Origin of the sequence: Mycobacterium sp. (assembly GCF_032161845.1) — a bacterium.
Taxonomy (GTDB): Bacteria; Actinomycetota; Actinomycetes; order Mycobacteriales; family Mycobacteriaceae; genus Mycobacterium.
In genome coordinates, this window is record NZ_JAVRQA010000397.1 from 1 (window position 1) to 26,164 (window position 26,164).

Annotated in this window: 26 protein-coding genes and 1 pseudogene; 13 read left to right on the forward strand and 14 right to left on the reverse strand. The window is 65.5% G+C overall.

Annotation, left to right across the window (positions count from 1 at the left end; all coding sequences use genetic code 11):
- The 6 genes from QOD90_RS21390 to QOD90_RS21415 form a co-directional block, all read right to left on the reverse strand.
- Positions 1-621: NAD(P)-dependent oxidoreductase (locus tag QOD90_RS21390; RefSeq protein WP_526352834.1), on the reverse strand; the 621-nt coding region annotated here is incomplete at its 3' end.
- A complete protein-coding gene (locus QOD90_RS21395; RefSeq protein ID WP_526352835.1) occupies positions 621-1,463 on the reverse strand; it encodes an NAD(P)-dependent oxidoreductase in 843 nt (280 codons plus the stop codon). The genes QOD90_RS21395 and QOD90_RS21390, both read right to left, overlap by 1 nt.
- Before the next feature lie 4 nt (positions 1,464-1,467).
- On the reverse strand, positions 1,468-2,340 hold the full coding sequence (locus QOD90_RS21400; protein WP_526352836.1) for an alpha/beta hydrolase: 873 nt from the start codon (positions 2,338-2,340) through the stop codon (positions 1,468-1,470).
- The gene (locus QOD90_RS21405; RefSeq protein ID WP_526352837.1) at positions 2,337-3,980 is read right to left on the reverse strand and encodes a thiolase C-terminal domain-containing protein; all 1,644 of its coding nucleotides are present in this window, start codon (positions 3,978-3,980) and stop codon (positions 2,337-2,339) included. Before QOD90_RS21405 ends, QOD90_RS21400 begins: the two co-directional genes overlap by 4 nt.
- Complete coding sequence (locus tag QOD90_RS21410; RefSeq protein ID WP_526352838.1) at positions 3,977-4,276, reverse strand: ferredoxin; 300 nt, start codon at positions 4,274-4,276, stop codon at positions 3,977-3,979. Before QOD90_RS21410 ends, QOD90_RS21405 begins: the two co-directional genes overlap by 4 nt.
- A complete protein-coding gene (locus QOD90_RS21415; RefSeq protein WP_526352839.1) occupies positions 4,273-5,565 on the reverse strand; it encodes an NADH-ubiquinone oxidoreductase-F iron-sulfur binding region domain-containing protein in 1,293 nt (430 codons plus the stop codon). Before QOD90_RS21415 ends, QOD90_RS21410 begins: the two co-directional genes overlap by 4 nt.
- Positions 5,566-5,604: 39 nt before the next feature.
- On the opposite strand from QOD90_RS21415, the gene QOD90_RS21420 reads away from it, so the two are divergent.
- Positions 5,605-6,087: a hypothetical protein gene (locus QOD90_RS21420; protein WP_526352840.1), complete on the forward strand. Its 483-nt coding sequence runs from the start codon at positions 5,605-5,607 to the stop codon at positions 6,085-6,087.
- 8 nt (positions 6,088-6,095) lie between these two features.
- Here QOD90_RS21420 and QOD90_RS21425 read toward each other — a convergent pair whose 3' ends face one another.
- Genes QOD90_RS21425 through QOD90_RS21440 form a run of 4 tightly spaced genes read right to left on the reverse strand, consistent with a single transcriptional unit; the run spans position 6,096 to position 9,637 of the window.
- Positions 6,096-6,968 carry an alpha/beta fold hydrolase gene (locus QOD90_RS21425; protein WP_526352841.1) on the reverse strand — a complete coding sequence of 291 codons (873 nt, stop codon included), beginning with the start codon at positions 6,966-6,968 and terminating at the stop codon, positions 6,096-6,098.
- A 14-nt stretch (positions 6,969-6,982) separates the two neighbouring features.
- On the reverse strand, positions 6,983-7,372 hold the full coding sequence (locus QOD90_RS21430) for a Rieske (2Fe-2S) protein (RefSeq protein WP_526352842.1): 390 nt from the start codon (positions 7,370-7,372) through the stop codon (positions 6,983-6,985).
- A 3-nt stretch (positions 7,373-7,375) separates the two neighbouring features.
- Positions 7,376-8,515 (reverse strand): amidohydrolase family protein, encoded by a 1,140-nt coding sequence (locus tag QOD90_RS21435; RefSeq protein ID WP_526352843.1) that lies wholly within the window; start codon positions 8,513-8,515, stop codon positions 7,376-7,378.
- 21 nt (positions 8,516-8,536) lie between these two features.
- Positions 8,537-9,637, reverse strand: a complete 1,101-nt coding sequence (locus QOD90_RS21440) for an amidohydrolase family protein (RefSeq protein WP_526352844.1) — start codon at positions 9,635-9,637, stop codon at positions 8,537-8,539.
- Positions 9,638-9,891: 254 nt separating this feature from the next.
- On the opposite strand from QOD90_RS21440, the gene QOD90_RS21445 reads away from it, so the two are divergent.
- A complete protein-coding gene (locus QOD90_RS21445) occupies positions 9,892-10,890 on the forward strand; it encodes an acyl-CoA dehydrogenase family protein (RefSeq protein ID WP_526352858.1) in 999 nt (332 codons plus the stop codon).
- A complete protein-coding gene (locus tag QOD90_RS21450) occupies positions 10,874-12,055 on the forward strand; it encodes an acyl-CoA dehydrogenase family protein (protein WP_526352845.1) in 1,182 nt (393 codons plus the stop codon). The genes QOD90_RS21445 and QOD90_RS21450 overlap by 17 nt, the downstream gene beginning before the upstream one ends.
- A gap of 135 nt (positions 12,056-12,190) precedes the next feature.
- Here the strand turns inward: QOD90_RS21450 and QOD90_RS21455 are convergent, their stop codons facing one another.
- From QOD90_RS21455 to QOD90_RS21470, 4 genes are read right to left on the reverse strand one after another with little or no spacing between them, the layout of a single operon-like run.
- Positions 12,191-13,546, reverse strand: coding sequence for a cytochrome P450 (locus QOD90_RS21455; protein ID WP_526352846.1), 1,356 nt, complete (start codon positions 13,544-13,546; stop codon positions 12,191-12,193).
- A gap of 31 nt (positions 13,547-13,577) precedes the next feature.
- Positions 13,578-13,769: a ferredoxin gene (locus tag QOD90_RS21460; protein ID WP_526352847.1), complete on the reverse strand. Its 192-nt coding sequence runs from the start codon at positions 13,767-13,769 to the stop codon at positions 13,578-13,580.
- Between the two features lie 17 nt (positions 13,770-13,786).
- Positions 13,787-14,647 carry a mycofactocin-coupled SDR family oxidoreductase gene (locus QOD90_RS21465; RefSeq protein WP_526352848.1) on the reverse strand — a complete coding sequence of 287 codons (861 nt, stop codon included), beginning with the start codon at positions 14,645-14,647 and terminating at the stop codon, positions 13,787-13,789.
- A 30-nt stretch (positions 14,648-14,677) separates the two neighbouring features.
- Positions 14,678-15,379, reverse strand: coding sequence for an SDR family NAD(P)-dependent oxidoreductase (locus QOD90_RS21470; protein WP_526352849.1), 702 nt, complete (start codon positions 15,377-15,379; stop codon positions 14,678-14,680).
- 241 nt (positions 15,380-15,620) lie between these two features.
- On the opposite strand from QOD90_RS21470, the gene QOD90_RS21475 reads away from it, so the two are divergent.
- The 10 genes and pseudogenes from QOD90_RS21475 to QOD90_RS21520 all read left to right on the forward strand — a co-directional run.
- Positions 15,621-17,138, forward strand: coding sequence for an aldehyde dehydrogenase family protein (locus tag QOD90_RS21475; protein ID WP_526352859.1), 1,518 nt, complete (start codon positions 15,621-15,623; stop codon positions 17,136-17,138).
- Positions 17,135-18,343, forward strand: coding sequence for a CaiB/BaiF CoA transferase family protein (locus QOD90_RS21480; RefSeq protein ID WP_526352850.1), 1,209 nt, complete (start codon positions 17,135-17,137; stop codon positions 18,341-18,343). Before QOD90_RS21475 ends, QOD90_RS21480 begins: the two co-directional genes overlap by 4 nt.
- A gap of 184 nt (positions 18,344-18,527) precedes the next feature.
- Positions 18,528-18,708: pseudogene (locus QOD90_RS21485) on the forward strand (thiolase family protein); the annotation flags it as partial.
- Positions 18,698-19,507: an MlaE family ABC transporter permease gene (locus QOD90_RS21490; RefSeq protein WP_526352851.1), complete on the forward strand. Its 810-nt coding sequence runs from the start codon at positions 18,698-18,700 to the stop codon at positions 19,505-19,507. The pseudogene QOD90_RS21485 and the gene QOD90_RS21490, both read left to right, overlap by 11 nt.
- 9 nt (positions 19,508-19,516) lie before the next feature.
- Positions 19,517-20,374: an MlaE family ABC transporter permease gene (locus tag QOD90_RS21495; protein ID WP_526352852.1), complete on the forward strand. Its 858-nt coding sequence runs from the start codon at positions 19,517-19,519 to the stop codon at positions 20,372-20,374.
- Positions 20,375-20,386: 12 nt separating this feature from the next.
- Positions 20,387-21,580: an MCE family protein gene (locus QOD90_RS21500; RefSeq protein ID WP_526352853.1), complete on the forward strand. Its 1,194-nt coding sequence runs from the start codon at positions 20,387-20,389 to the stop codon at positions 21,578-21,580.
- The gene (locus QOD90_RS21505; RefSeq protein ID WP_526352854.1) at positions 21,577-22,602 is read left to right on the forward strand and encodes an MCE family protein; all 1,026 of its coding nucleotides are present in this window, start codon (positions 21,577-21,579) and stop codon (positions 22,600-22,602) included. The genes QOD90_RS21500 and QOD90_RS21505 overlap by 4 nt, the downstream gene beginning before the upstream one ends.
- Positions 22,602-23,690, forward strand: a complete 1,089-nt coding sequence (locus tag QOD90_RS21510; RefSeq protein ID WP_526352855.1) for an MCE family protein — start codon at positions 22,602-22,604, stop codon at positions 23,688-23,690. Before QOD90_RS21505 ends, QOD90_RS21510 begins: the two co-directional genes overlap by 1 nt.
- Positions 23,690-25,210 (forward strand): MCE family protein, encoded by a 1,521-nt coding sequence (locus QOD90_RS21515; RefSeq protein WP_526352856.1) that lies wholly within the window; start codon positions 23,690-23,692, stop codon positions 25,208-25,210. The genes QOD90_RS21510 and QOD90_RS21515 overlap by 1 nt, the downstream gene beginning before the upstream one ends.
- Positions 25,207-26,164: MCE family protein (locus QOD90_RS21520; RefSeq protein WP_526352857.1), on the forward strand; the 958-nt coding region annotated here is incomplete at its 3' end. The genes QOD90_RS21515 and QOD90_RS21520, both read left to right, overlap by 4 nt.

Consider the following 26,164-nt stretch of genomic DNA (forward strand, 5'->3'; position numbering starts at 1 on the left):
CGAACTGCCGTGCGTGAGCGCGTTGAGCAGTGCACTTTCGTCGATGCCGAACTGGGTGCCCAGCCGGGTTGCCTCGGCGACGAGACCGATCTGCGCGGCGAACAACGTGTTGTTGACGAGCTTGACCAGTTGCCCGGCCCCGGTCGCGCCGGCGTGCAGGATCGGGTCGGCATACGCGCTGAGCAACGGTCGGACCCGGGCCACCGTGCTCTCGTCGCCGCCCACGAACAGGGTGACGTTGCCCGCCGAGATGTCGTGCGGTCCGCCGCTGACCGGTGCGTCGACCACCCCGACGTCGCTCGACGTCGCCGCGAGGTCTCTCGCCGTACTCGGGCTGCCGGTGGTGTGCAGGATCAACGTCGAGCCACGCGGCATGGCGGCCAACAGCCCGTCGTCGAGGCACACCCTTCGTACCTGTTCGTCGGTGAACACACAGATGACGACCGCATCGGCGGCCTCGGCGACGGCGGCGAGATCGGTGACGGGGTGCGCACCCAATCCCGCGATGGCCGAGCGCTTCTCATCGGTACGGCTGAGGACGTTCACCCGGTGGCCCGCCTCGACGAGGCGGCGCACCATCGGAGCTCCCATCCGTCCGGCGCCGACGAAGCCGACGTTCATCAGCGCGGGTGATCCATGCGCTCGAGAGCCGTGTCGGCGACGGTGAACACGGTGCCCTGCGGGGCGGAGGCATCATCGGCGAGGCTCGCGGCGTGCCGGACGTCCTTCTGAAGCAGCGCACCGGCGATCGGCGCCAGCGATGCGAGGGTGCCGCCGAACATGGAGATGCTGCTGACTGCCTTGCTGGTGGCGGAGCCGCGGGCGAGCACCTCACACAGCCGATCCCTTGGCACACCGAGTGATTCGCCGAGCTCCAGCGTGCTGATGGCGCTGCCGAGGTTGGCGCTGAAGAGCAGATTGTTCAGGATCTTGGTGACCTGACCCGCCCCGAGCGGGCCGAGATGTACGACGGGGTCGGCGAATGTCGCGAACACCGGACGGCATTTGTCGACGACGTGCTCCTCGCCCCCGGCCATGACCAGTAGCGTGCCATCCGCCGCCGCGGGTCCACCGCCGCTCACCGGGGCATCGATCACCGAAACACCCTGAGCGCCGGCTAACTCGGCGAGCTCGCGGCAGGTGTCGGGGTGCACGGTGCTGTGAATGGCGACGACGCCGCCCGGCGCCAGACCGGCAAGCACACCTCTCTCGCCATCGAGCACCTGTCGGACGTCGTCATCGCCGACCACACAGAGGCAGACCAGATCGCTGACCGCTGCCAACTCGGCGGGTGAACCGGCCACCTTGGCCGCGGTGTCGGCGAACGGCTCGACGGATTCGGGCCGTCGGCTCCACAACGTGAGTTCGTAACCACCCTCGACGATTCGCCGCGCCATCGGGGCGCCCTGACTGCCCAGTCCGATGAATCCAACGCGCATCAATTCGTCCTCCTCTTCGCGCAAGCGCTCATCGGCCTGCCTCCATTTCGACGCCCTTGTTCGCGACGCATCGATCGACGAACGACAACACCCGCTGGTGGTAGGTCGCGGCCATCAGGCCGACGCTGAGATTGTGGCCGCTGTCGGCCATTTCGTTGATCGTCACTGGCGCGGCGGTGAACAACGCCGCGATGTCGGCGAGCGACTGCGACGTCGACTCCCAGACGCTCTCGTGGTCCGCGATGCTGAACTGGACCGGAACCGTCACTCGCCCCGCCACTTCGGGGAAGTTTCGGCGCGGCCAGTTGGCGGTCACCTCTGCTTCGTACGCCGCGCCCTGCGCATTGAGGGCTCCGGTGAGCACCTCGGCGGGGTAGAACTCGGTGGGCTGCCAGAGCAGATCGCGCAGGCCCGCCGGCCGCGACGTCATGGTGGCCTTGCTGATGACGGCCTTCGCCTCGGCGTTGTAGCGCAGACCCGTGCCCGCCACCTCGACGCCAAGCACGTCGTGACCACGCTCGTCGACCGCCATCCGAAGGCCGAGTTCGCAACCCGCCGAATGCGCCATCACGAAAAGTCCTGTGCCACGCGCGGCGCCGACGATCTTGTCCACTACGCCGAACGCAAGCTCGACCCGCCGGTCGGCATCTGACATCTCGTCCTGATACAGGGCGGAGGCGCCGTACCCTGGCCGATCGAGGGCGATCGCCGTGAAGCCTTGCGATGCGGCCATGCGCAGCAACGAAAGTCGAGGGTGACCGGGACAGTCGAAGTAGCGCGACGACGTTGCACCGCCGTGAATCGCCACGATGACCGCCCGTGGTTCGGGTACCTCGGCGACGAGCGCCGACATCGGCACCGCGCCGACCATGACGACGCGGGGCCGGGGCTCGGTGCTCATGAGTCAGTCCTCAGCAGCATGACGCCGCTCGGCGTGAGGCCGCCACTACTGGCCACGGCGACTCTGGCATTGGCGACCTGTCGCTCGCCCGCCTCGCCGCGCAGCTGCGAGACCGCCTCGTGAATGAGACCCATCCCGTGGGTGCGGCCGTGAGACAGCTGACCGCCGTGGGTGTTCAGCGGGATCACGCCATCGCGGGCGATGTTGTGGCCGCCGTCGAGGAAGTCCTTCGCCTCGCCGATGCCACAGAAGCCGAGTGCCTCGAGCCAGGACAGACAGTTGAAGCTGAACCCGTCATACAGTTCGGCGACGTCGACGTCCTTGGGCTGCAACGAGGTTCGGGTCCACAGGTGCGCAGACTGGCCGAGCACCTGAGGCTCGTGCGTCATCGTCGTCTGGTCCCAGTCCGTGCGTTCGATGATCTGGGTACCCACCGCCTCGAACAGGACGGGTGGCTTCGGCATGTCGCGGGCGACGTCGACGGCCGACACGATCACCGCGACCGCACCGTCGCACGGGACGTCGCAGTCGTACAGCCCGAACGGTGTCGTGATGAGCCGCGCGTTCAGGTAGTCGTCCATCGTCATCGGATCGCGATAGATGGCCGTCGGGTTCAGCACCGCATTGGCCCGTTGGTTGAGCGCGATCCATCCCAGCGTCTCCCTGGTGGTGCCGTAGCGGTGGAAGTGGCGTTGGGCGTTGAGCGCCAACGTGTGTGCGGCCGACGTCGCACCGAACGGCATCTGCCAGCTGGTGGTGCGGGCGCCGCCAGGCGGCGACATCCTGCCTTCCTTCATCAGCTGGCCGAAGGTGGCCTCCCACAGCGTGCGGAAGCACAGCACGTGCCGGGCCATTCCCGTTGCCACGGCCATCATCGCGGCGATGACCGATCCGCCGGGCCCGAAGGTGTCCATGCCACCGTTGATCCACGTTGGCTTGAGCCCGAGGGCGCCTTCTAGTGCGCTGACGCCGCCTTCGCCCATTCCCGCGATGTCGAGACCCGGATAGGTCGACATCCCGTCGATGTCGTCGAAGGTCAAGCCGGCGTCGGCGATCGCGGCTTCGCACGCCTCGATCGTCAACGACAGCGGTGGCACCATCAGTCGGCGGCCCAGTCGGGACGCACCGATGCCGGTGATCGCCGAATGGTCTTCGAACTTGTCCTTGGTGATCATCGGCCGGACGTGTTTGCCGAAGTCCTTCGGGGAGATCTCGTCGCGCGGTTGCGGCAGCGGAGCCGCGTCGGGGGAGGGCTTGAACAGTGGCAGCCAGACATCGGCGAGTTGCTCGAAGACCACCTCAACGGGCTGACCGACCTCGAGGGCTTCTGGGTCGCACTCGATGATGTTGGTGGTCAACCGAACTCGCGGATCTTCGGCGATGGCGACCTGTGCGACCACGTACGGCGGCGGCAGATCGGGAAACCCAAAGCGGTGGTTGACGGTGAACGCGGAGAGCGTGGCCTTGCCCGACACCGCACGCACGCCCATGTCGTGGCTGTGGCAATATCTGCAGATCGGTGCGGGGGGGTGGATCAGTGCCTGGCAAGACTGGCATTCCTGCAGTCGCAGGCGACCATCCGCTCCGGACTTCCAGAAGTACTCGTTGTCGAGCGTGAGCTGCGGTAGGGGTCTGGTCAACGCACGAATTCCGATATCGCTTCGCTGTCTTCGGTCGCGACGTCGGGCTCGGGCGTGCTCGCCACACTGGTCGACGGCCGCGAGTCACCGGATGGTTGGTGCTCGCCGATCGCGATGATTGCGTGCACCGGACAGTCCAGCAGCGCTCGCTTGACCGCGTCCTGGTCGGCGTCGCGAACCGTGCCGTTGCCGATCAACGATGCGTAACCCCAGTCGTCCAGCGAGAAGTACTCGGGTGCGTGTCTAGCGCAGACGCCGAAGCCGTCGCACAGCGTTCGGTCCAGTCGGATCTTCATTGAATTGCCTCCACCTCGTAGGGGCGCAGCGTGCTGTAGGCGTCGGTGCGACAGGCGTCGCACTCGCCATCGAGGTGCCGGGCGACGACCTGTGGGAACTGTTGCAGCAGAGTCGCAGCCACATTGGTGGCCGCGTCCAACGTCGCGCATGCTCCGCGGCCGCGCAGGACCACCGACCACCGCTCCAGTCGGGTGAGATCCTCGGAGGTCGCAATGCCGTCGCGCAACGCCGTCGTGACGGCAGACATGGCTGCCGTGCCGTTGAAGCACGAACCGCATTGGTCGGCGTTCTCGCGGTCGAAGTAGGCCAGTACCGAAGCGGCCACCGCCACCGGACAGTCGTCGGTGATCAGCGCCACCGCGCCGCAGCCGAGACCGCTGCCGACCGCGCGCATCGTTTCGTGGTCCAGCGTGGTGTCGAGCACATCGGTGTTGAGGAACCCGGCGAAGTAGCCGCCCATCAGTACACCGGTTAGTTCATCGGTGGAAACGCCGTGCTGGGCAAGCAAATCCGTGAACGCGACGCCATGGGGAAGCTCGTAGAGCACCGGTGGACGACCCGCACCCGTGATCGTGGCGAGGAACGTGCCGGGTGAGCCGGACGTGCCAACCGCACGGTAGGCGTCGGCGCCGTGACGGTGCACCAGGGGCAGATTCGCCAGCGTCTCGACGTTGCTCACCAGCGTCGGATTCCCACCGACACCCTGTTCGAACGGACGCGGCGGCTTGTCGGTCGGCTTGGCAGGGCCGCCGTTGACGGCCCGCACGGCGGCGGTCTCCTCACCGGCGACGTAGCCGCCATCGACCGTGACGACGGTGATGGGAATGTCGAATTCTCGTGCGCTGAGCGCGGTGCCGAGTGACTGCGCGGCCAGCGGGTCGGATACGTAGACGAACGCCCGGTCGGCCGCCACGATCTTGGCGGCCAACCGAACTCCGTCCAGCACCAGGTGCGGGCGGTTGCGCAGCAGCCACTTGTCCTTGACCGAAGCCGGTTCGCCCTCTTCGCCATTGGCCAGGACCACCGTCTGGCTGCCACGGCGGCCCGAATCTCGGACGGTGCGAAGCTTCACGGCCAGCGGGAAGGCGGCGCCGCCGCGACCCAGCAGCCCGCTGCGTTCGACTTCGTCGAGGAGTCGGTCCGGGTCCTCGACGGGTTGGTAGCCCCCGCCGTCGACGTACTCGGCGTAATCCTCGGCAGCAGGCGTCGTCCGTAAGAGGCGAGGGGTGGTGCCTGGCCACGTCGCGATGGCGATCGTCGTCGGCTTTCTGGAAACACCGGTGGTCACGGCTGCTGCACCTTGCTACTCGTGGATAGGCTGGCTGGCATGAGAACCGCGGTGGTGCGCGTCGACGTCGACCCGTCGAGGCAACTGGAACCCGCGCAACTAACGGAGGGCATGAAGACCCTCTCGGGGTTGGTCGGCGAAGTCGGCGCCGACATGGTGGCAGCCGATCTCGCGGCGCTGCCACCCAGTCGGCGCCAAGTGGAGGTCCTGCTCGTCGGTGACGATCGCGACGAGTTGACGCGCACGGCAGTTGAACTGTGCGTCAAGGCGTTCGGCGGATTCGGGGCCGAGCCCGCCGCGGGTGTCCTCACCTACGTCAGCAGGGGTACCGACGACGACGCGCAGGGTGTTCTGTCGGGGCTCGGGCTGACCGGCGAGATCGAGCGCACTGCGGGCGACGGTGGTTGGGACGTGGTCACGGTGACGGTGCGCAAAGAGGACCTCGATCGGGTGCCCGAGAGTCGTGTGCACACCGCTTTGGAAGCCTCGCTGAACTGCGAGGTCCGCATCGTCACGGGGTGAGCGGGTCATCACGTGCCCAGGAAGTCCAGGATGGGGGGCGCGGCCTGCACCCACGTGTCGAACAGACAGAACTTCTTTCCACCGCTGGCGGCGAACTTCTCGCCCGCTCGCTCCCAGGCGTCCTCGGGCCACGGCGGATCGATGAGCTTCGAACCCTTGATCAGACAACTGACTTCGAGCGAGGTCCGCTTCGGGTGGTCCCAATCGTTCTCGCCACCACGGATGATGAGCGTCGGAACCTTGATGTCGTCGAACAGCCCGTCCTCGACACCGGGGATGGTCTGGCCGGGCTTGGAGACGAAGGCGTTGAGCCAGCGCAGCATCACCTTGAGGAACTCGTCGGCGTCAAGGCCGCGCAACCGGTCCTCGTTGGCGGGATTCGCCGCGATGCGTTCCTTCCACTCGCTGACGCGGAGTAGACCGTCGATACCGCCCCCTCGAACGGCGAGGATGCTCGGCACGATGTAGTGCCCGCCAAGCACGAACGAGCCGTATACACCGCCGACGATGTTCCACACCACCAGCTTCGTCACCAGTTCGGGGTAGAGGATCGTGGTCAGGATCGAATCACGCGCCCCGCCGGAGCCGCCCGCGATGATGCACGGACCGATGTCCAGCGTGGTGATGAGCTTCATCAACGTCTCTGCGCGCATGTGGGATTCGCTGTAGCCGTAGAACTGCACGTCCGACGCACCGCAGTTGGGTCGATCCCACAGCAGGACCCGGTACCCGCCTGCGACGAGAGCTTCTGCCAGGGGGCGCAGCCCCGGAATGTCCTTGCTGAACCGCCCTCCCGGCGTCAAGGCAATGAAATCACCTGTGTCACCCAGGATTTCGTACACGACGTTGCCGCCGTTGATCTCGATCTGCTCGACAGTCAACGTCGCTCCGGTCGTCAGGCCTGTACCAGGACGTCGTCACCGACGACCCGGACGGGATAGGTGCGAATGCTCCACTCCGGTTTGACCGCAGTGGTCCCGGTGGCAAGCTCGAAACCCCACTGGTGCCATGGGCAGAAGATGAACTCCATGTCACGGACCATCACCGCGTCGCCGGGTACGTTCTCGTCCACCACGTTTCGTCCCCTGGCCCGGCCCGCACACAGCGGGCCGCCCTCGTGCGGGCAGTAGTTGGCAATGGCGTAGAACGTGCCGTTGACGTTGTACACGCCGACGCCGTGCCGTCCGATGGGAACCAGTTTGTGTGTGCCAGAGGGGATCTCGTCGACCGTAGCGACGACGTGTTCCCGCCCCTGCGCCAGCCGGGGCGTCTTGTCATTCGCCATGTGTTAGAAGACCCGGACCTGGCCCTCGAGAGCGGGAACGGTCTCGGGGAGGTGGTAGGTCTCGATCCCGTTGCGGAACATCACGTTCTCACGGGCGTGCTCGGGCAGGTGCTTGACCAGCCAGCGCGGGTCGTCGAAGGTCCAGTGCGGGTAGTCCGAGGAGTACAGCAGGATCTTGTCGCACTCCATCCATTCGAAAGCCCTTGACAGTTCGGTCTTGTCCTCCGGGTAGTCCAGCGGCTGCGTGGTGAACTTGATGTGGTCCTTGATGATCTCCGACGGCTTGCGCTTGATGTCCATCCACTGCTTGCGCTTCTCGTAGATGGCGTCCATTCGCCACATCAGCGGGAGGATCCAGGTGAAGGCGTGTTCGACGAACACGATGCGCAGGTTCGGGAAGCGGTCGAAGACCCCGTCGAAGACCAGGCTCATCACCTGGTTCGCCGCGAGAAGCGAGTAGGTGACCATGAAGTCGTGGTTGTAGCTGGGCAGCCCAACTGGTGGGATGGGCAGCTCTTCGAAACTTCCTCGGGACAGGTGACAGCTCACGGTGATGTCGTGCTTGGTGGCAGCTGCCCAGATCGGGTCGTATTTCGGGTCGCCCCACGCCGGACGCCGCTCCGCCTTGATCAGGATCTGCGCCATGTAGGGATGCCCCGCCCAGCGCTCGATCTCGCGGGCGGACAATTCTGGCTCCTCGATGGCGAGGCAGATCGAGCCACGCCACCGCTCGTGCCAGTTGTTGTGGCTATCCAGCCAGTGATGGTCCTGCCAGTCGTTCAAGGCGCATGACATGACGTGGTTCAGCTCGGACACGCGGCTCGAGTAGACGCCGGGTTCGAGGATCGCGATGTCGGCGCCAGCTTCCATGATCAGCTGCTTGAAAGCGAGATCCGGGTCGCTGCCTGCGAATTCGCCGTCTGCCGGAAACGTGTCAACCCGCATGGCATAGGAGTGCGCATAGTCAGGAGCGTCGTAGTAGATCTGATCGCCCACCGGGTGCGTGCCGAACTTGCTCCGCCACTCGTCGGGGATGAACGCACCAAGGTCACCCCGGCGCGGTGTGGGATGAACGTCGGAGTCGACGCAGCGAACGGCGATCCGTTCGGCCGCCGGTACTCGTGGATTGGCCGTAACTGTCACGATGCCTCCCTCACTATCCCTCTACTTTGCGACCGCGATGGCCGGAATGTCTATGCCGTACAGTTCGGCGGCGTTCCGCCACGCGAGCTTGTCGCGTTGGTCGGCGGTGTAACTCGCCGGAATCGTCAGCTCATTGCACTGAAAGTGCGGGTAGCTGGAGCCGAACATCATCATGTCGTCCTTGCCGGTGAATCCCGCCCACTCGCCCGCAAAGGGGGCGTCGCCCGGCCCGTCGAGTTCGCCCTGGACGAAGTAGACGTGTCCGGGCAGGTAGTCGCTGGGCATCTTCGGGGCCCACGGCGTCTGCTCGAGATGCGGCCGGCCGAAGCAGTCCATCCGCCAGATGAATGGAGTCAGGAGGTCGGCGGCGCCATCGGCGAAGACGAACTTCAATGAAGGCATCCTCTCGAACACGCCTTCGGCGATCATGTTCATCAGGTGATACAGGTAGTTCAACGACATGAAGCCGAGGTACTGCTCGTAGGTCCTGGTGTTGCCGTTCGGCGTTGGCGTGAACGCGACGCCATTACCGACCTCGATGTGCACCGCCACAGGAAGATTTGCGGCCACCGCGGCTTCCCATAGTGGCCAGAACTGTGGCTTGCCGTAGAGCTCGCGGGACTGCATTGGAATGCCGATCTGTACGACCCCGGGATGGTCCGTGTACTTGTCGATCTCGCGCACCGCGCCGGCGACGTCATCAGGGTTGACGCGGATGGTGCCTCGGAAGCGGTCGCCGAACTCGCCGTTCAGCCAGCGGGTCACCATCATCTCGTTGTGCCCAGAGGCGATCGCCGTGCCGAGGTGCCGGTCGGGCATGATGCCGCGGGTCATCGGATGAAGGATTGCGATGTCGACGCCGCGTCGATCGAACAGTTCCTCTGCCACCAGTTCGGGGTCCGAGCCGGGGTACTGGCGTTCGGGCCCCTTGCTGCCCTTGACGTATTCACCGCCGGGCGCGCCGTACCAGTCCATCTCGTAGTCGGGGAAGCCACGGCTGCGGAACGGTTCGCGCATGAAATTCTGACGCAGGTCCTTGTTGGACTGGCAGAAGATGTGCACGCTGGCGTCGATGACGGGGGTCCGGAAGATCCCGCTGGCGCCGTCCCGCAGTTCCTTCACAGAAATCCGTCCTCGTGATCCTCGTCCAGCCGGAAGTCAGGCCGGATCTCAACCTCAGTGTAGATCCTTGTTCTTCATTAGCAAGAACAATGTTCTCCAGCGGTTCGCTTAGATCTGCGCTGGTGAGAGTGTGTGCTGGTCAATCGCTTGGCAACTGGCCGAGGGAATGACGTAGTTGCTGGGGGAGAACCGTTGATCCACTAACGAGAATGCTATTCTCACCACGACGCGACGAAGAGTCTGGAGGCGGCGGCATGCTGTTGGAGTTGGATGCTGATCAGCGGCTATGGCAGGAGACCGTTCGCGATGCCCTCGGGAAGCAGTGCCCGGCGTCGCTCGTGCGCGCGGTCGCCGAGGACGGGGCGGACGCATCGCCGCTGTGGAAGTCGTACGTCGATGCGGGCTGGACCGAGCTGACCGATCCCGAGAACGCCGTCGAACTGGCGATCGTCATCGAGGAGCTTGGCCGCGTCACCGACCCGACGCCGTTCCTGGCGACGCTGTCGCAGTTCGCGCCGCTCGTCGGAGACCGCTATGACCCGCAGAAGGCGGGCGCGGTGCTATACGACGGGGTGAGCGCACACCGGGACGCCGACGGGTGGATCCTCGCAGGCACGGCTCGCCACGTCCTCGACGGCGACCGCGCCGAGCGCCTTGCCGTCGTGACGGCAGGCGGAGTGTTCCTGATCGAGTCCGATGCGGTCGTCACCAGGCGCAGCGCGATCTTCGATCCGGTACTGCACGTCGCGGACGTCAGCCTGGCGGGTGTCCGCGTCGCCGACTCGGACCGGCTCGCCGTGGACGCCGAGAAGGCGCGGCACGTCGCACTCACCGGTATGGCCATGACGATGGTCGGCGCGTGCCAGCAGATTCTCGACCTGGCCCTCGAGCACGTGAAGAGTCGCCACCAGTTCGGCGTGCCCATCGGATCCTTCCAGGCCATTCAGCACAAGGCCGTCGACATGCACGTGGCCATCGAAAGGGCCCGCGCCCTTGGCTACTTCGCTGCACTCACCATCGCCGCGGACGACCCTCGCAGGCGCCTCGCGGCGGCGATGGCGAAGGCGGCCGCCGGCGAATGTCAGTCGGTGGTCTTCCGCCACGGTCTGCAGATGTTCGGCGCGATGGGATTCACCTGGGAGAACGACCTCCAGTTTGCGTTGAAGCGGGCGAAGGCCGGAGAACTGATGCTGGGCGGGGCGGCGGAGCACCGCGCACTGATCGCGGAGGAGTTCGATGCAACTCTCATTTGATTCCGACGTCGAAGAGTTCCGCGCGGAGTTCGCCGCCTTCCTCGACGAGCATCTGCCAACCGAGGACCAGACGCTCGAACGTGCACGCTCGGTGTCGCACATGCCACAGTGGGCGCGGGACTGGCAGCGACTGCTGTTCGACAACGGCTGGCTGCTGCCCGCCCAACCCCCCGAGTTCGGCGGGCGCAACGCCACCGTGCTGCAGACCTATGTTCACCTCGAAGAACTGTGCAGGCGGCGGATCTACCACAGCTTCAATCCTCAGGGCGTCAACATCATTGCGGCATCGCTGATCACCTTCGGCACCGACGAACAGAAGCGCCGTTGGGCCGTACCGGTGCTGCGTGGCGAGCGCACGGCGTCGCTCGGCATGAGTGAACCGAGTGCGGGCTCCGACCTGGCGTCGCTGCGCACCCGCGCGGTACTCGACGGCGACAACTTCGTCGTCAACGGCCAGAAGGTCTGGACGTCGGGTGCGCACGACGCCGACTTCCTGCTGACGTTCGTGCGGACCGACCCGGATGCACCCAAGCACAAGGGAATCAGCGTGCTGGTCATCCCAACGGATCTCCCCGGGGTGGTGCGCCGGCCGTTCGCCGACATCTGCGGCGAGGAGAACAAGGACTTCAACGAGGTCTTCTTCACCGACGTCGTGGTGCCTGCCGAGAATCTCGTCGGTCCGCTCAACGGTGGCTGGGGCGTCGCCAACGGGTCGCTTGGGCACGAGCGAACGATGATGTGGTTGGGCTTCGCCGATCGAATTGCCAACTCGATTGCGGACTTTCGGCCGTCGAACCCGCTCGAGCGGGATCAGCTGGCGACCACGATCATGGACTACCAGGCACTGCGGCTGATGGGCTCGGTCGGGCTCGCCAAGGCGGCGCGCGGTGAAGTGGACGTCGCGTCGGTCTCGGTGCCCAAGCTGTTCGGCGCGGAAGCCGAAATGCGCGCGGCCGACCATGCCCTGACCGCGATGGGGCCAGAAGGTCTCATCCACCCGGCAATGTCGGGTCCGTACGCGCACATGAACCTCGACCACTACTTCGCCAGTTGGTTCGAGCGGTTCGCGCGTAGCTTCTCCGGCACGATCGCGGGTGGCACGTCGGAGATCCAGCGCAACATCATCGCCCAGCAGGTGCTCGGCCTGCCCCGGCCCCCGCGCTAGGGAAACCCCGGCGCCGAGCGCCCCAATGCCGCGACACATAAACCGCGGCGGCGACACGCCGGAACCTGTCGCCGTGGTTTATGTTTCGTGCCTGCGCGGGGTGCCTGCGCCCCGACGTCTACCGTCAGCTGGGTCTCACCAGTCGATGACGGCGGCGTCCTTGCGCTCGGTGATCGGTCGGGCCAATTCCTGCTCGTTGCAGATCCGCTGCAGGTTCTCCAGCGTCTCGTCGAGACCGAGACCCAATCGCTTGCCGGGGGTGAACGTGGCGGGCAAGTGCTTCATGCCCTGGATGACGCCGATGCTCTCGTAGTGTTCGGCTCCCTCGGGGTCGCACACGTAGTCGGGCATCCTGTCGAGCACGGCGGTGAGCATCGACTTGAACACCGTGCGCGCGACGTTGGAGCCGACGCATCGGTGGACACCAATACCGAAGCTGAAGTGCCGGTTGCCCTTCCGGTCCATGATGACCTTGTTTGGGTCCTCGAACACCGAGGGGTCGCGGTTGGCCATCGCCCAGGACAGCCACAGCCGCTCACCCTCCCTGAAGTGACGCCCGTCGACCTCGACGTCCTCGGCGAAGGTGCGGCCGTCACCCGGCGCGGGGGTGAAGAAGCGAAGGAACTCCTCGGTCGCGGGGTTGAGCAGTTCGGCCCGTTCGCGGCTGAGCAGTTCGCGTTGATCCGGATGCTCCGACAGCCACTCCAGAGCGTGCGCGGTGAGCGCAGTCGTGGTGTCGAATCCGCCGCCGATGACCAATCCCAGATTGCCGAGGATCTCCAGGTCGGGAGCTGGCTCGCCGTCGATGCGCAGCTCGAGGAGTGCGTTCACCAGGCCCGGGCGGGGGTTTTCGCGGATCTCGTTCATGGCGTTGATCATGTCGATGCCCATTTGCCGATTCATCTCGGCGACCCGTGGCGCGTCGGGTGAGTGCTCAGGGGTGGACACGCCGGCGTGAGCCGGTTCGCTGTAGATCAGCCACTTGTTCAGCTCGATCCCCATCATTGCCAGCGTGAGTACCGCCGGCACGATGTTGGCCAGGTCGTCGACGAAGTCGATGCGGCCCGTCTCGATCTTCTCGTCGACCGCGGCGCGGGTGATCTCGTCGACGAAGGGCACCCAACGCTTGATCGCCGCGGGGGACAGGTAGGGATTGAGCGCGCCGCGGTAGGTGCTGTGCTCCGGTTCGTCCATCTCGAGAATGCCGCCGCGCACGACCGTCGCGCGCTGAGCCTTGGGAATGGTGATGCCCTTGTAGCCCTTGCGCACTCCGTGCAGATCGTGGTCGTTGGAGATCACCGGGCAACGTGCAAGCTCGAACACCTCGTTGCTACCCGCGGCGACCCAGTGCCCGTCGTAGACGTCGGTCCACGCGACCGGACACTTGGCGTGCATTTCCTCGGTGATGTCCTGGAACTTCTCCCGGTACTCGGGTGTGTGCCGGTCGAAGTGGAAGTTGTCCTTCTTGCGGTCGACGTCGTCGATGGTCACGGCGTTGTCTCCTATGATCTGGCGCACAACGTCATTCGATGACGATGGCCTGTTCGGGGCATGAGTGGGCGGCCTCGGCGACGGCCGACTCCTGGTCGTTGGGAACGATCTCCGAGACCGGTGAGGCGTGGCCGTCGACGTCGTCGAGTTCGAACGAGTCGGGCGCGATCATCGAGCACAGAGTGTGGCCCTGGCAACGCTGCCCATCAACTGAAACCTTCACGGTTGCAACCCCTTCTGCTAGACGTGGTAGTCGTACCACTTCAGGTAGCCGCCGCCGTCGACCCGCATCTGCATCCCCGTCACGTAGCGGGCCTCGTCGGAGGCGAGGAACAGAATCATGTTGCTGATGTCCAGCGGCTCGATGTAAGGGATCTTCATGGCCTGCTGGACGCCGAAGACCGGCTCGGCATCGGCGCGCGTGGGGTTCTCCAGGTCGGGGCGGAACGACCGGTACATCGGCGAGCTCTGCAGCATGTCGGTGTTGCAGTTGGTCGGGTGCACCACGTTGGCGCGGATGCCCCGGGGGGCCAGGTGAGTCGCGAGGTCGTGGACGTAGCCGGAGAGGGCACGCTTGGAGGTCAGGTAGGCCACCCCGCCGAGATCCGTGCCGGGATTGTCGACCTTCGCGACGTCCATCAGGGCGGCAGTGGAGCCGGTGGCGATGATCGAGGCACCTTCGCCGAGGTGGGGGAGCGCGACCTGAATGGCGTTGATCGTGCCGACGAGGTTGGTGTTGATCACGTCGCACCAGGCGTCGATCTGCGGTTCGCCCTTCATGCCCGCGACGCCCGCCTGGGCGACCACGATGTCGAGCTTGCCAAGTTCGGCGATGCCCTCGTCGAGCGCGGCCCGAAGTTGCGCCGCGTCCCGCACGTCGGCCTTGGCGGTGACGATGCGTTGGCCGGTCTTCTCGACGAACTGCGCCGTCTCCTCGAGGTCCTCGGGAGTGGCCATCGGATAACCGATGGAGGCGATGTCCTCGCACAGGTCGACGGCGATGATGTCGGCGCCCTCCTCGGCCAACCGGATCGCGTGACTGCGACCCTGCCCGCGCGCGGCGCCCGTGACGAATGCGACCTTGCCTTCAACACGTCCCATTGGTGTTCCTCTCGTCTGCCTGATCCGTCATTAGGTGTTGCGGCCGCCGTTGACGCCGAGAATCTGGCCCGTGATGTAGCCGGCCTCTTCGGAGATGAGGAACGAGCAGGCGGCGGCGATGTCCTCGGGCTTGCCGATGCGTCGCACCGGGGTCTGCTCGATGGTCTTGTCGATGTCGCCGAGGAAGCCGCGGCTCTCGGCCTTGCGAAGCATCGGCGTGTCGATGAACCCCGGCGGGACGGCGTTGACCGTGATTCCGGCGGGCCCGTATTCGAGGGCCAGGCTCTTGGTGAGCCCGTTCACCGCCGACTTGGCCGACACGTAATGCGACATATACGGGGTGCCCGAATGGGTGCTCGACGACGAGATGTTCACGATCCGGCCCCAGCCCGCCTCGATCATGTCGGGCAGCACCGCTTGAATGCAGTGGAAGACGCCGTGGAGATTCACGTTGACGACGCGTTGCCAGGTGTCGAAGTCGATGTCGAGGAACCGCTTGAAGCCGTCCAACCCCGCCGCGTTCACCAGAATGGTGATCGGCCCCAGTTGAGTGCGGATGGCATCGAGCGCCTCGTCGATGGCTGCGCGGTCGGTGACGTCCGCCGTGAAGGCGAACTCCTCGTCCGACGGCGTCAGGTCGAGCGTCGCGACGTGATAGCCGTCCGAACGCAGTCGATTGGCGATCGCCGCGCCGATACCAGAACCGCCTCCGGTGACAACGGCGTTCTTCACTGCTGGGCCTCCAGGTAGCGGTAGTGCGTGAAGCAAAGAATACTGCTTCCGATTATGAGAACCGTACTCTCGGATCGGGGATTCGTGCAAGACAGGTAGCCGATCGGTTCGTCCAGAATAGCGCTCGTCGCAGGGGGCCCAACGCGTTGACTAGGTCATCTACGCTTGCTTGTGTTCTCGTTGAGCGAATGTATGATTCGCCGGTGATGAGAATGAAATTTCCATCACACTGAGGAGGATGATGGGCCAGACACCGACGATCGCCACTGACGGACACGTAGATCAGGGTGCGCAAGCGCCTCGCTCGAACGCCGATCGGCGCATGCTGATCGACGGCGTACTCGTCGAAACGGAACGGACCTTCGCCTCCGTGAACCCCGCCACCGGCGAGGTGTTCGGGCACGCGCCGGACGGCACCGTTGCCGACGCCGAGGCGGCCGTCGCGGCTGCCCGCCGAGCCTTCGATACCACTACCTGGGCAACCGACGTCGAGTTCCGGGTGCACTGCCTGGAGCAGTTGCATGCGGCGCTCGTCGAGCACCGCGACGAGTTGGGCGCCCTGACCATCACCGAAGTCGGGGCGACCCCCGCGCTGCTGGCCGGTCCCCAGCTCGACGATCCGATCCGCATCGTCCGCTACTACGCGGACCTGCTGAAGACCTACCCAATGACCGAGGATCTCGGCAACGTCGAGAGCCGCGGTCAGCTTCACCACCGTTGGATAGAGAAGGAAGCCGCTGGCGTCGTCGCGGCGATCATCGCCTACAACTATCCCAACCAACTCGCGCTGGCCAAGCTGGCACCTGCGTTGGCCGCCGGTTGCACGGTGATCCTCAAGGGCGCCCCGGACACGCCACTCGTCACGCTGGCCCTCGGCGAGCTGATCGCCAACCACACCGACATTCCTGCCGGTGTCGTCAACGTCCTCAGTTCGGCCGATCCGGCCGTCGGCCCGGTTCTCACCGCCAGCCCCGACGTCGACGTGGTCACCTTCACCGGCTCCACGCCGACCGGCCGCGCCATCATGGCCGCGGGCAGCGCGACGGTGAAGCGAGTCTTCCTCGAACTGGGCGGCAAGTCGGCCATGATCATGCTCGACGACGCAGACGTCGGCACCTGCGCGATGATGGCGGCGTTCACCATCGTCACGCACGCCGGCCAGGGCTGTGCGCTCACCACGCGACTGCTGGTACCCAACAGCCAGAAGGACGAAATCGTCAAACAGGTGGCGGGCAACCTGGCTCACGTGCGGCACGGCGACCCGGCCGACCCGAAGACCTACATGGGCCCGCTGATCAGCGAGCAGCAACGCGAAAAGGTGCACGGCATCGTCCAGCGCGCCATCGCCGACGGAGCCACCCTGGTCACCGGCGGCGAAAAACTCGACCCAGGCTTCTTCTATGCACCCACCTTGCTGACCGACGTCGATCCGGACAGCGAGATCGCGCAGGAAGAGATCTTCGGCCCGGTGCTCGTCGTCATCGGCTACGAAGACGACGACGACGCGGTGCGCATCGCCAACAACTCGATCTACGGTCTGGCAGGCGGCGTCTTTGGCGACCCCGACCGGGCACTGGCCATGGCTCGCCGAATCCGCGCCGGTTCGCTGAGCATCAACGGCGGCAATTACTTCGGGGCGGAGAGCCCGTTCGGCGGGTACAAGCAGTCCGGCATCGGCAGGGAAATGGGCGTGGCCGGGCTCGAGGAATTCCAGGAGCACAAGACCTTCGCGACTGTCGTTTCGGAGGCGCAGGGATGAGCGGGCCACTCGATGGCATCCGCGTTCTGGAAGTGGCGATGTACGGCTTCGTCCCCTCTGCGGGCGCAGTCCTCGCCGAGTGGGGCGCCGACGTGATCAAGGTCGAGCACGCCGTCACCGGCGATCCGCAGCGAGGGTTGCGGCAGACCGGCCCGCTGCGGGTGGAGGGCGACCCGAACCCGAACATCGAACACGCCAACCGAGGCAAGCGCAGCATCGGCCTGGACGTGTCGAAGCCCGAAGGCCGCGAGGTGCTCCTCGAACTCGCGAAGCGGGCCGACGTCTTCCTGACGAGCTTCCTTCCTGGCCATCGCAGGAAGTTCGGGATGGACGTCGACGACATCCGCGCGGTCAACCCAAAGATCATCTACGCCAGGGGAAGTGCGCTCGGTCCGCGTGGCATCGAGGCGGAGAAGGGCGGCTACGACATGACCGCCTTCTGGTGTCGGGCGGGCACGGCCGCCTCCATCACTCCGCCGGGTACCGAGGGCATGATCGGGCCCCCCGGTCCGGCCTACGGGGACACCATCTCCGGCACCAACCTCGCGGGCGGTATCGCCGCCGCACTACTCAAGCGCGAGCGGACTGGGGAACCGTCGACAGTGGACGTCTCCCTGTTGGGCAGTGGGCTGTGGGCGATGGGGCACACCATTGCGTTGACATCCCACCTCAACCAGTTGATGGTGGCGCCTCCGCCCGGCGTGCACGGCTCGCCGATCAACCCTTTGGTGGGTGTCTACGAGACCAAGGACAACCGCTACATCTCGCTGGTGATGATGCAGCCAGGAAAGTTCTGGGCCGACGTGTGCAGGCACATCGACCGTGACGACTTGGCCGACGACCCGCGCTTCGCCACGGCGGAGTCGATCGCCGAGCACACCGCGGAGGCAGTGGCGATCCTCAGGGAGGTCATCGCCACGCGAACCCTCCCGGAGTGGAGTGCACGCTTCGCCACCCTGGCGGGACCGTGGGCTCCCGTGCAGGACACGTTGCAGGCAGCTGACGACGCTCAGGTGCGTGCCAACGACTACATCGTGCGCGCGGGCGAGCTGGAGCTCGTCGCCAACCCGGTGCAATTCGACGTCGCGGCGCCACATACCGGGCCTGCGCCGGCCTTCGCCGAGCAGACCGACGAGGTGCTGGTCGAACTCGGTCTGGACTGGGATCGCATCATCGAGCTGAAGACGGCGGGCGCAGTCACCTAGGTGACGCGTAGACACTGATGCCCAACGACACGACCAGCGGCACCCGTCCGGCGTGCGGGGAAACCCCCACCGAATGGGATACGTTGCGGGACAAGGGCATCGCGCGTTTCACGATCAATCGCGTTCAGCAGACGCAGACGCTCATCATCGCTGATTCGTGGCTCGTCAAACCCGATTTAGCTTTAAGTCCAAAGCTCACCCGCCAGGTGCCACCAATGTGGCACAGTGCGTCGAGTCGATCCATTGACTCCGCGGTGCGGCCGTTAGCCAAATCGGCGCGGATTGCACTGGCGCACAACATCGGGGGTCCGACTGCAGTGTCAGCCGGGACGATTCTGGAAGGACCTGGGGCCTATGGCAGTTAAGGGGCCGGAGCGTTGGTCGCCGGGCATCTCCTTGCCCAAGGGGTTCGCCGCGCCGATGCAGGCCGTGGGTGGCTTGTTCTCGATGGGCGTGGACGCCTTCCTGTTCATCTTCAAGAGGCCGTTTCAGTGGCGGGAGTTCCTGGAGCAGTCGTGGTTCGTGGCGCGGGTGTCGCTGGCCCCGACCCTGCTGGTGGCGATCCCGTTCACCGTGTTGGTCAGCTTCATCCTCAACATCCTGCTTCGCGAACTTGGCGCGGCCGACCTCTCGGGTGCTGGCGCGGCCTTCGGTGCGGTCACGCAGGTGGGGCCACTGGTCACGGTGTTGATCGTGGCAGGCGCAGGCGCCACCGCGATGTGCGCCGATCTCGGGTCCCGCACCATCCGCGAGGAGATCGACGCGATGGAGGTGCTTGGCATCAACCCGGTGCAGCGCCTCGTCACGCCACGCATGCTGGCCTCGGGTCTCGTGGCACTGCTGCTGAACAGCTTGGTGGTGATCATCGGCATCCTGGGCGGCTACTTCTTCTCGGTCTTCGTCCAGGACGTGAATCCGGGCGCGTTCGCCGCGGGGATCACCCTGCTGACAGGCGTTCCCGAGGTGATCATCTCGTGCGTCAAGGCGGCGTTGTTCGGATTGTTCGCCGGGCTCATCGCCTGCTACCGCGGCTTGACGATCACCGGCGGTGGTGCCAAGGCGGTCGGCAACGCGGTCAACGAGACGGTGGTGTTCGCCTTCATGGCACTGTTCGTCATCAACGTGGTCGTCACCGCCATCGGCATCCAGTTGACGGCGAAGTAGGGGTTGGCCATGGGAACCATGCAGGTGGTGCGGGCCCGCTTCCCGCGGTTGGTCCAGACGGTGAACCGTCCGGTGGGAACGCTGGCCCGGATCGGGGACCAGACGCTGTTCTTTGGCAGGGCGATCGGCGGGACACCGCATGCGGCGGCGCACTTCCGCAAGGAGATCGTCCGGCTCATCGCCGAGATTTCCATGGGCGCGGGCGTTCTGGCGATGATCGGCGGAACCCTGGTGATCGTCGGCTTCCTGACCCTGGCGACCGGTGGCACGCTGGCCGTGCAGGGGTACAGCTCGTTGGGCAACATCGGCATCGAGGCGCTGACCGGGTTCCTGGCGGCGTTCATCAACGTCCGCATCTCCGCCCCCGTCGTCGCCGGTATCGGCCTCGCCGCCACGTTCGGTGCCGGTGTGACCGCGCAGTTGGGCGCGATGCGGATCAACGAGGAGATCGACGCGCTGGAGTCGATGGGCATCCGGCCGATCGAATACCTCGTCAGCACCCGGATCGTTGCGGGCATGATCGCGATCACGCCGCTGTACTCGATCGCCGTGATCCTGTCGTTCATCGCCAGCCGGTTCACCACCGTGGTGTTGTTCGGTCAGTCCGGTGGCCTCTACGACCACTACTTCGGGACGTTCCTGAACCCGATCGACCTGCTGTGGTCGTTCTTTCAGGCCATGGTGATGGCGTTGGCGATCCTGCTGGTGCACACCTATTACGGCTTCTTCGCCACCGGCGGCCCCTCCGGAGTTGGTGTCGCAGTTGGCAACGCCGTGCGCACGTCGCTGATCATCGTCGTGTCGGTCACGCTGCTGGTGTCCCTCGCCGTCTATGGCTCCAGCGGCAACTTCAACCTTTCGGGCTAGGGGAGGACATCGATGTCTAGCTCAGCGGTCCGCGCGCTCGCGGGTCTGGTCACCGTTCTCGTGCTGGTGGGGCTCGTCGTCTTCTCGATCGGCATGTTCCGAGGCGACTTCGGCCAAACCGTTCCCGTCACCGTCGTCTCCGACCGCGCCGGACTCGTGATGAACCCCGAGGCCAAGGTCAAGATGCGCGGCGTCCAGGTGGGGCAGGTCGAGTCCATCGAGACCGGCCACGACGGCAAGGCGATCCTGCACCTGGCGATGAATCCCGGTCAGCTCAAGGACATTCCATCGAATGTCGCAGTCGACATCACCTCATCCACGGTATTCGGTGCCAAGTTCGTCGAGTTGGCGGCGCCTCCCAATCCGTCGTCGACGCCACTGGCCGAGGGGGCGCAGGTCACCGCAGACCACGTCACCGTCGAGACCAACACCGTCTTTCAACAGCTCACCTCGGTGTTGAAGGCGATCGACCCGGTGAAGCTCAACCAGACCCTCGCCGCGATCTCGGGGGCGCTCAACGGACGCGGCGAGAAGCTGGGCCAGACCATCACCGACTTCGACCACTTCCTGCAGCGGATCAATCCGAGTCTGGACAGCATCAACCGCGATCTCGAAATCGCGCCGGTGGCGCTCAACGCCTACGCCGACGTGGCGCCCGATCTCGTCGACGTCGTCGACAGCACCACCAAGCTGAGCAACACCCTGATCGACGAGGAGCAGAACCTCGACGGGTTCCTGCTCAGCGCAATCGGATTGGCCGACACCGGCAATGACGTGATCGGCACCAACCGCCAGCCGCTCACCGATGACCTTCGCATGCTGGTGCCGACGACCACGGTTCTCGACCAGTACAGCGACAACCTCAGGTGCGGCGTCCAGGGGCTGGTGCCATTCGTCCATTCACCGCCGCCGGACCGGCCGGGCGTCGACGTCTCGGCCAGCTTCACGTTGGGCGTCGAGCGATACCACTACCCCGAGGACCTGCCAAAGGTCGCGGCCAAGAGCGGATCGTCCTGCAAGGATCAGATGCTGCCTGCGATACCCAACGGCAAGCGTCCGCCCTTCCTCGTCACCGACGTCGGCGCGAACCCGTGGAAGTACGGAAACCAGGGCGTGTTGCTCAACTCCGACGCCCTCAAGCAGGCGCTGTTCGGCCCGATCCAGGGCCCACCGAGGAATAGCGCGCAGATCGGGATGCCCGGATGACCGGCTCGCGTGGAATGCTCGTCAAGTTCGGCATCTTCGCGTCGATCATGGCGCTGATGACCGTGTTCCTGTTCTTCACCTTCGGGCAGTACCGAACGGGGTCGACCAACGGCTACTCGGCCGTCTTCACCGACGCCTCGCGGCTTGCCGCGGGTGACACGGTGCGGGTGGCCGGCATTCGGGTCGGAACCGTGACGGACGTGTCGCTGCAACCCGATCGAAAGGTGCTCGTCGAGTTCGACGCCGATCAGAAGATCAAGTTGAGCAGCGGCACCAATGCCGCGATCCGCTACCTGAATCTGACGGGTGATCGCTTCCTGGATCTCGTCGACGGCCCTGGCTCCACCAGGTTGCTGCCCCCGGGTTCGCAGATTCCGGTGGACCGCACCCAGCCGGCGCTCGACCTGGATCTGCTCCTGAGCGGGCTGAAACCCGTTGTCCAAGGTCTCAATCCGCAAGACGTCAACGCGCTCTCGGCGTCGCTGGTCCAGGTATTCCAGGGCCAGGGGGGAACTCTCGACTCGCTGCTTTCCAAGACCTCGTCGTTCACCAGCACGCTGGCGGACAACAACGCAACCACCGAGCAGCTGATCGACAATCTCAACACCGTGCTCACCACCGTCTCCAAGGACGGCGACCAGTTCTCCGGTGCGATCGATCGACTCGAGAAGCTCGTCAGTGGGCTGTCACAGGACCGCGATCCGATCGCCACGGCGATCACGTCACTCGACAACGGCACCTCGTCGCTCGCGGATCTGCTGACCCAGGCACGGCCACCGCTCAAGGCTTCGGTGGACCAGCTCAATCGACTGGCGCCCAACCTCGTCAGCGGCAAGGGGTATCTCGACGGAGCGCTGCAACGCGCGCCGGGCAACTATCGCAAACTCGCTCGAATCGGCGCCTACGGCTCCTTCGTGCAGTACTACATCTGCGAACTCTCCATCCGCGTCACGGATCTTCAGGGCAGGGCCTCGCTCTTCCCCTTCGTGAAGCAAGAAAACGGAAGGTGCGCTGAGCCGTAATGCTGAAATACCGTGGAAACGCGAGCCTGATCAGAGCGGGCTTCATGGGCGTCGTGCTCGCGATCCTGGTGATCGCCGTCGGTCTGCAGCCGGAGCGGCTGCTGGCCTATGCGACGTCGCTGCAGTACCAGGCTCGGTTCGCCGAGGCGGGTGGCATCTTCGTCGGTAACGACGTCACCCTGTCGGGCATCAAAGTTGGTGCCGTGACCGATGTTTCGCTGGACAACGGGGATGCGCTCGTCAGGTTCACCGTCGAGGCCAGGTACCCGCTCGGGTCGGAGACGGCTGCGCACATCCGCACCGGGTCGCTACTGGGTCAGCGCGTGCTGAGTCTGGATTCGGCGGGCAGTGGGGCGTTGAACCGCAATGACCCGATCCCGGTTTCGCGGACGTCGTCGCCCTACTCGCTGAGCGACGCGGTTGGCGAACTGACCACGAACACCGCAGGCACCAACACCGAGCAGCTCAACCAGTCGCTGGACACCCTGACGGCGACGTTGGACCAGATCGCGCCGCAACTTGGCCCGACGTTCGACGGCCTCACCCGGCTCTCTCGGTCGTTGAACAGCCGCAACGAAACCCTGGCCGATCTGCTCAAGTCCGCAGCGGACGTCACCGGCATCCTCTCGGAGCGCAGCGGTCAGGTGAACAGCTTGATCCTCAACGCCAATGATCTGTTGAGCGTCCTGGTCGAACGTCGTCAGGCGATCGTCGGCCTGCTCGCCAATACGTCGGCCGTCTCGAAGCAGCTGATCGGATTGGTGGCCGACAACGAGAAGGTTCTGGCGCCGACGCTGGAGCGGCTCAACGAGGTGAACGAGGTTTTGGTGCGCAACCGCGACAACCTGGCCAAGGCCATCCCCGGTGCGGCCAAGTACCAGACCACACTGAGTGAAGCGGTATCCAGCGGCGCCTACTACACCGCCTACGTGCCGAACTTCCAGCCTGCGCAGTTGTTGCAGCCGTTCCTGGACTACGCATTCGGCTTCCGCAGAGGCGCTTTCGGCGCCGGAGCGCCACCCGACCAGGCCGGGCCGCGGGCCGAATTCCCGCTCCCCTACAACGCCGTTCCCGGAGGGTCGCGATGATGGCCCGGTCGCGAAAGTGGCTCGTACCCGCGGTGGCCGCCGTCCTGGTGGTCGCGCTCGTCGGAGGCGGCTTCCTCGCCGTTCGGGCCATTTTCTTCGGGCCCACGACGGTCACCGCCTTCTTCCCGACGGCGACGGCGATCTATCCGGGGGACGACGTCAGGGTGTCGGGCGTCAAGGTCGGCACGATCGATTCGATTGAGCCGCAAGGCACCCAGACGAAACTGACCATGAAGGTCGATCACGGAATCTCCGTGCCCGCCGATGCGGACGCGGTGATCGTGGCCCAGAATCTGGTCGCCGCCCGTTACGTTCAACTGACGCCGGCGTATCGATCGACCGGCCCGAAGATGTCCGACGATGCCGTGATCCCGCTGGAACGGACCGCGGTGCCCGTGGAATGGGATGAGGTCAAGCGGCAACTCGAGCGCCTTGCCACCGATCTTGGGCCCACCAGCGACGTTTCGACCACGTCGGTGGGCCGGTTCATCGACAGCGCGGCGAACGCGCTGAACGGGAACGGCGACAAATTGCGCCAGACGTTGACCGAACTCTCCGGCGTGGGTCGAATCCTGGCAGAGGGCGGCGGCAACTTCGTCGGCATCATCAAGAATCTGCAAGTCTTCGTTACCGCGTTGCGGGACAGCAACGAACAGATCGTGGCCTTCAACGATCGGCTGGCGACCTTGTCCAGCGTGCTCGACGGCAGCAAGTCCGACCTCGACGGGGCGCTGACCAATCTCTCGGTGGCGATCGGCGAGGTGAAGAGGTTCGTCGCGGGCACCAGGAACCAGACCGCCGAGCAGCTTCAAGGGCTGGCTCAGGTCACCCAGACGCTGGTCGACGTGAAGCAAGACTTCGAACAGGTCCTGCACGTCACGCCGAACGCATTCGCCAACGCGTACAACATCTTCGATCCGGACATCGGCGCCGTGCGCGGCGGTTTCTCGATCCCCAACTTGGCCAGCCCCATGCAGTTCGTGTGCGGCATGATTGGTGCCACTCAGAACACGACGGCGCCCGAGACCGCGAAGCTGTGCAACCAATACCTCGGACCCGCACTGAGATTGCTCAATCTGAACTACATCCCGGTTCCGATCAATCCGTACCTGGCCAAGTCGGCTACGCCGGAGAACATCATCTATGCGGACCCCAAGCTGGCACCTGGCGGTGAAGGCGGCGCGCCCATGCCTCCCGAGACTCTGCCATCGGTCTCCGCGTACACCGGCTTGGATGGCGACGTGCCGCCGCCGCCAGGCATGGGGCCGCCAGGAGTGCCGTTGCCCGTCAACGACCGGACGCCGCTGGCACCGTTCCCTGCCCTGTATCCCGGGGCCCCGGTGCCGACGGACCCGCCCCGGATCGGGCCACCGCTCCCGGGACCTGCCCAGCCCGCAGCGGCGCCCGCAGACCAGGGGACACCGAGCCTGCCCGGCATCCTGCTTCCCGCCGAAGCTCCGCCACCCGCTCCCGGCCCGGATGCCGGACCGCCGCCCGTAGAGGGGACACCACCGTCATGATGAGTGCAGCTTCGATGCGGCGACTCTTCGCGGCGGGCACGTGTGTCGCGCTGACCGTGACGGGTTGCGCGTTCCAGGGCATCAACTCGCTGCCGCTGCCGGGTGCGGTGGGGCGTGGTTCCGACGCGGTGACCTACCACGTCCAGATCGCGAACATCGCGACGCTCGAGTCGAATTCGCCCGTCTTGATGAACGACGTCGTCATCGGCAGCGTTGGGAAGATGGACGTCCAGGACTGGCACGCGAACGTCGACATCTCGGTTCAGCCTGGCGTCGTCGTGCCGGCCAACGTGGTGGCCAGCGTGGGGCAGACCAGCCTGCTCGGCTCGATGCACCTTGCGCTGAATCCGCCGGTGGGTCAGGCGCCGGAGGGCAGGCTAGCTCCCGGCGCCACCATCGGGTTGAACGAGTCGTCGACCTATCCGACCACCGAGCAGACCCTGTCGTCCCTCTCGGTCGTCGTGAACGCCGGTGGACTTGGTCAGATCGGCGACGTGATCCATACCTTCAACGCGGCGCTGTCCGGGCGGGAAGCCGACTTCCGCGATCTGCTCACCCAACTCGACACCTTCATCGGCACGCTGGATCAGCAGCGACAGAGCCTCGTCGCCACCATCGCGGCCCTGAATCGGGTCGCCTCGTCCTTCGCGGATCACCGTGACGTGATCAACGAGGCGCTGCAACGGATTCCGCGCGCCCTTGAAGTGTTGGACAGGGAGCGCCCGCAACTCGTCACCGCACTGACCAAACTCGGTACCTTCAGCGACACCGCCAACCGGCTCGTCAACGACAGCCAGGCCGACCTGGTGAAGAATCTGCAGAACGTGGCCCCCACGATTCAGGCACTCGCCGACGTCGGGCCCGACCTGGATGCAGGTCTCGCCTACGCGACGGTGTTCCCATACGGTCAGAACCTGATCGACCGCGCGGTCAGAGGCGACTTCATCAACCTGT

Excerpts from the sequence above, each read along its gene's own strand:
- QOD90_RS21450 (WP_526352845.1), top strand. The coding sequence starts at position 10,874 with ATGCAACTCTCATTTGATTCCGACGTCGAAGAGTTCCGCGCGGAGTTC.
- QOD90_RS21500 (WP_526352853.1), top strand. The coding sequence starts at position 20,387 with ATGTCTAGCTCAGCGGTCCGCGCGCTCGCGGGTCTGGTCACCGTTCTC.
- QOD90_RS21510 (WP_526352855.1), top strand. The coding sequence starts at position 22,602 with ATGCTGAAATACCGTGGAAACGCGAGCCTGATCAGAGCGGGCTTCATG.
- QOD90_RS21490 (WP_526352851.1), top strand. The coding sequence starts at position 18,698 with ATGGCAGTTAAGGGGCCGGAGCGTTGGTCGCCGGGCATCTCCTTGCCC.
- QOD90_RS21495 (WP_526352852.1), top strand. The coding sequence starts at position 19,517 with ATGGGAACCATGCAGGTGGTGCGGGCCCGCTTCCCGCGGTTGGTCCAG.
- QOD90_RS21445 (WP_526352858.1), top strand. The coding sequence starts at position 9,892 with ATGCTGTTGGAGTTGGATGCTGATCAGCGGCTATGGCAGGAGACCGTT.
- QOD90_RS21475 (WP_526352859.1), top strand. The coding sequence starts at position 15,621 with ATGGGCCAGACACCGACGATCGCCACTGACGGACACGTAGATCAGGGT.
- QOD90_RS21420 (WP_526352840.1), top strand. The coding sequence starts at position 5,605 with ATGAGAACCGCGGTGGTGCGCGTCGACGTCGACCCGTCGAGGCAACTG.
- QOD90_RS21410 (WP_526352838.1), bottom strand. The coding sequence starts at position 4,276 with ATGAAGATCCGACTGGACCGAACGCTGTGCGACGGCTTCGGCGTCTGC.
- QOD90_RS21505 (WP_526352854.1), top strand. The coding sequence starts at position 21,577 with ATGACCGGCTCGCGTGGAATGCTCGTCAAGTTCGGCATCTTCGCGTCG.
- QOD90_RS21480 (WP_526352850.1), top strand. The coding sequence starts at position 17,135 with ATGAGCGGGCCACTCGATGGCATCCGCGTTCTGGAAGTGGCGATGTAC.
- QOD90_RS21515 (WP_526352856.1), top strand. The coding sequence starts at position 23,690 with ATGGCCCGGTCGCGAAAGTGGCTCGTACCCGCGGTGGCCGCCGTCCTG.
- QOD90_RS21430 (WP_526352842.1), bottom strand. The coding sequence starts at position 7,372 with ATGGCGAATGACAAGACGCCCCGGCTGGCGCAGGGGCGGGAACACGTC.
- QOD90_RS21465 (WP_526352848.1), bottom strand. The coding sequence starts at position 14,647 with ATGGGACGTGTTGAAGGCAAGGTCGCATTCGTCACGGGCGCCGCGCGC.
- QOD90_RS21400 (WP_526352836.1), bottom strand. The coding sequence starts at position 2,340 with ATGAGCACCGAGCCCCGGCCCCGCGTCGTCATGGTCGGCGCGGTGCCG.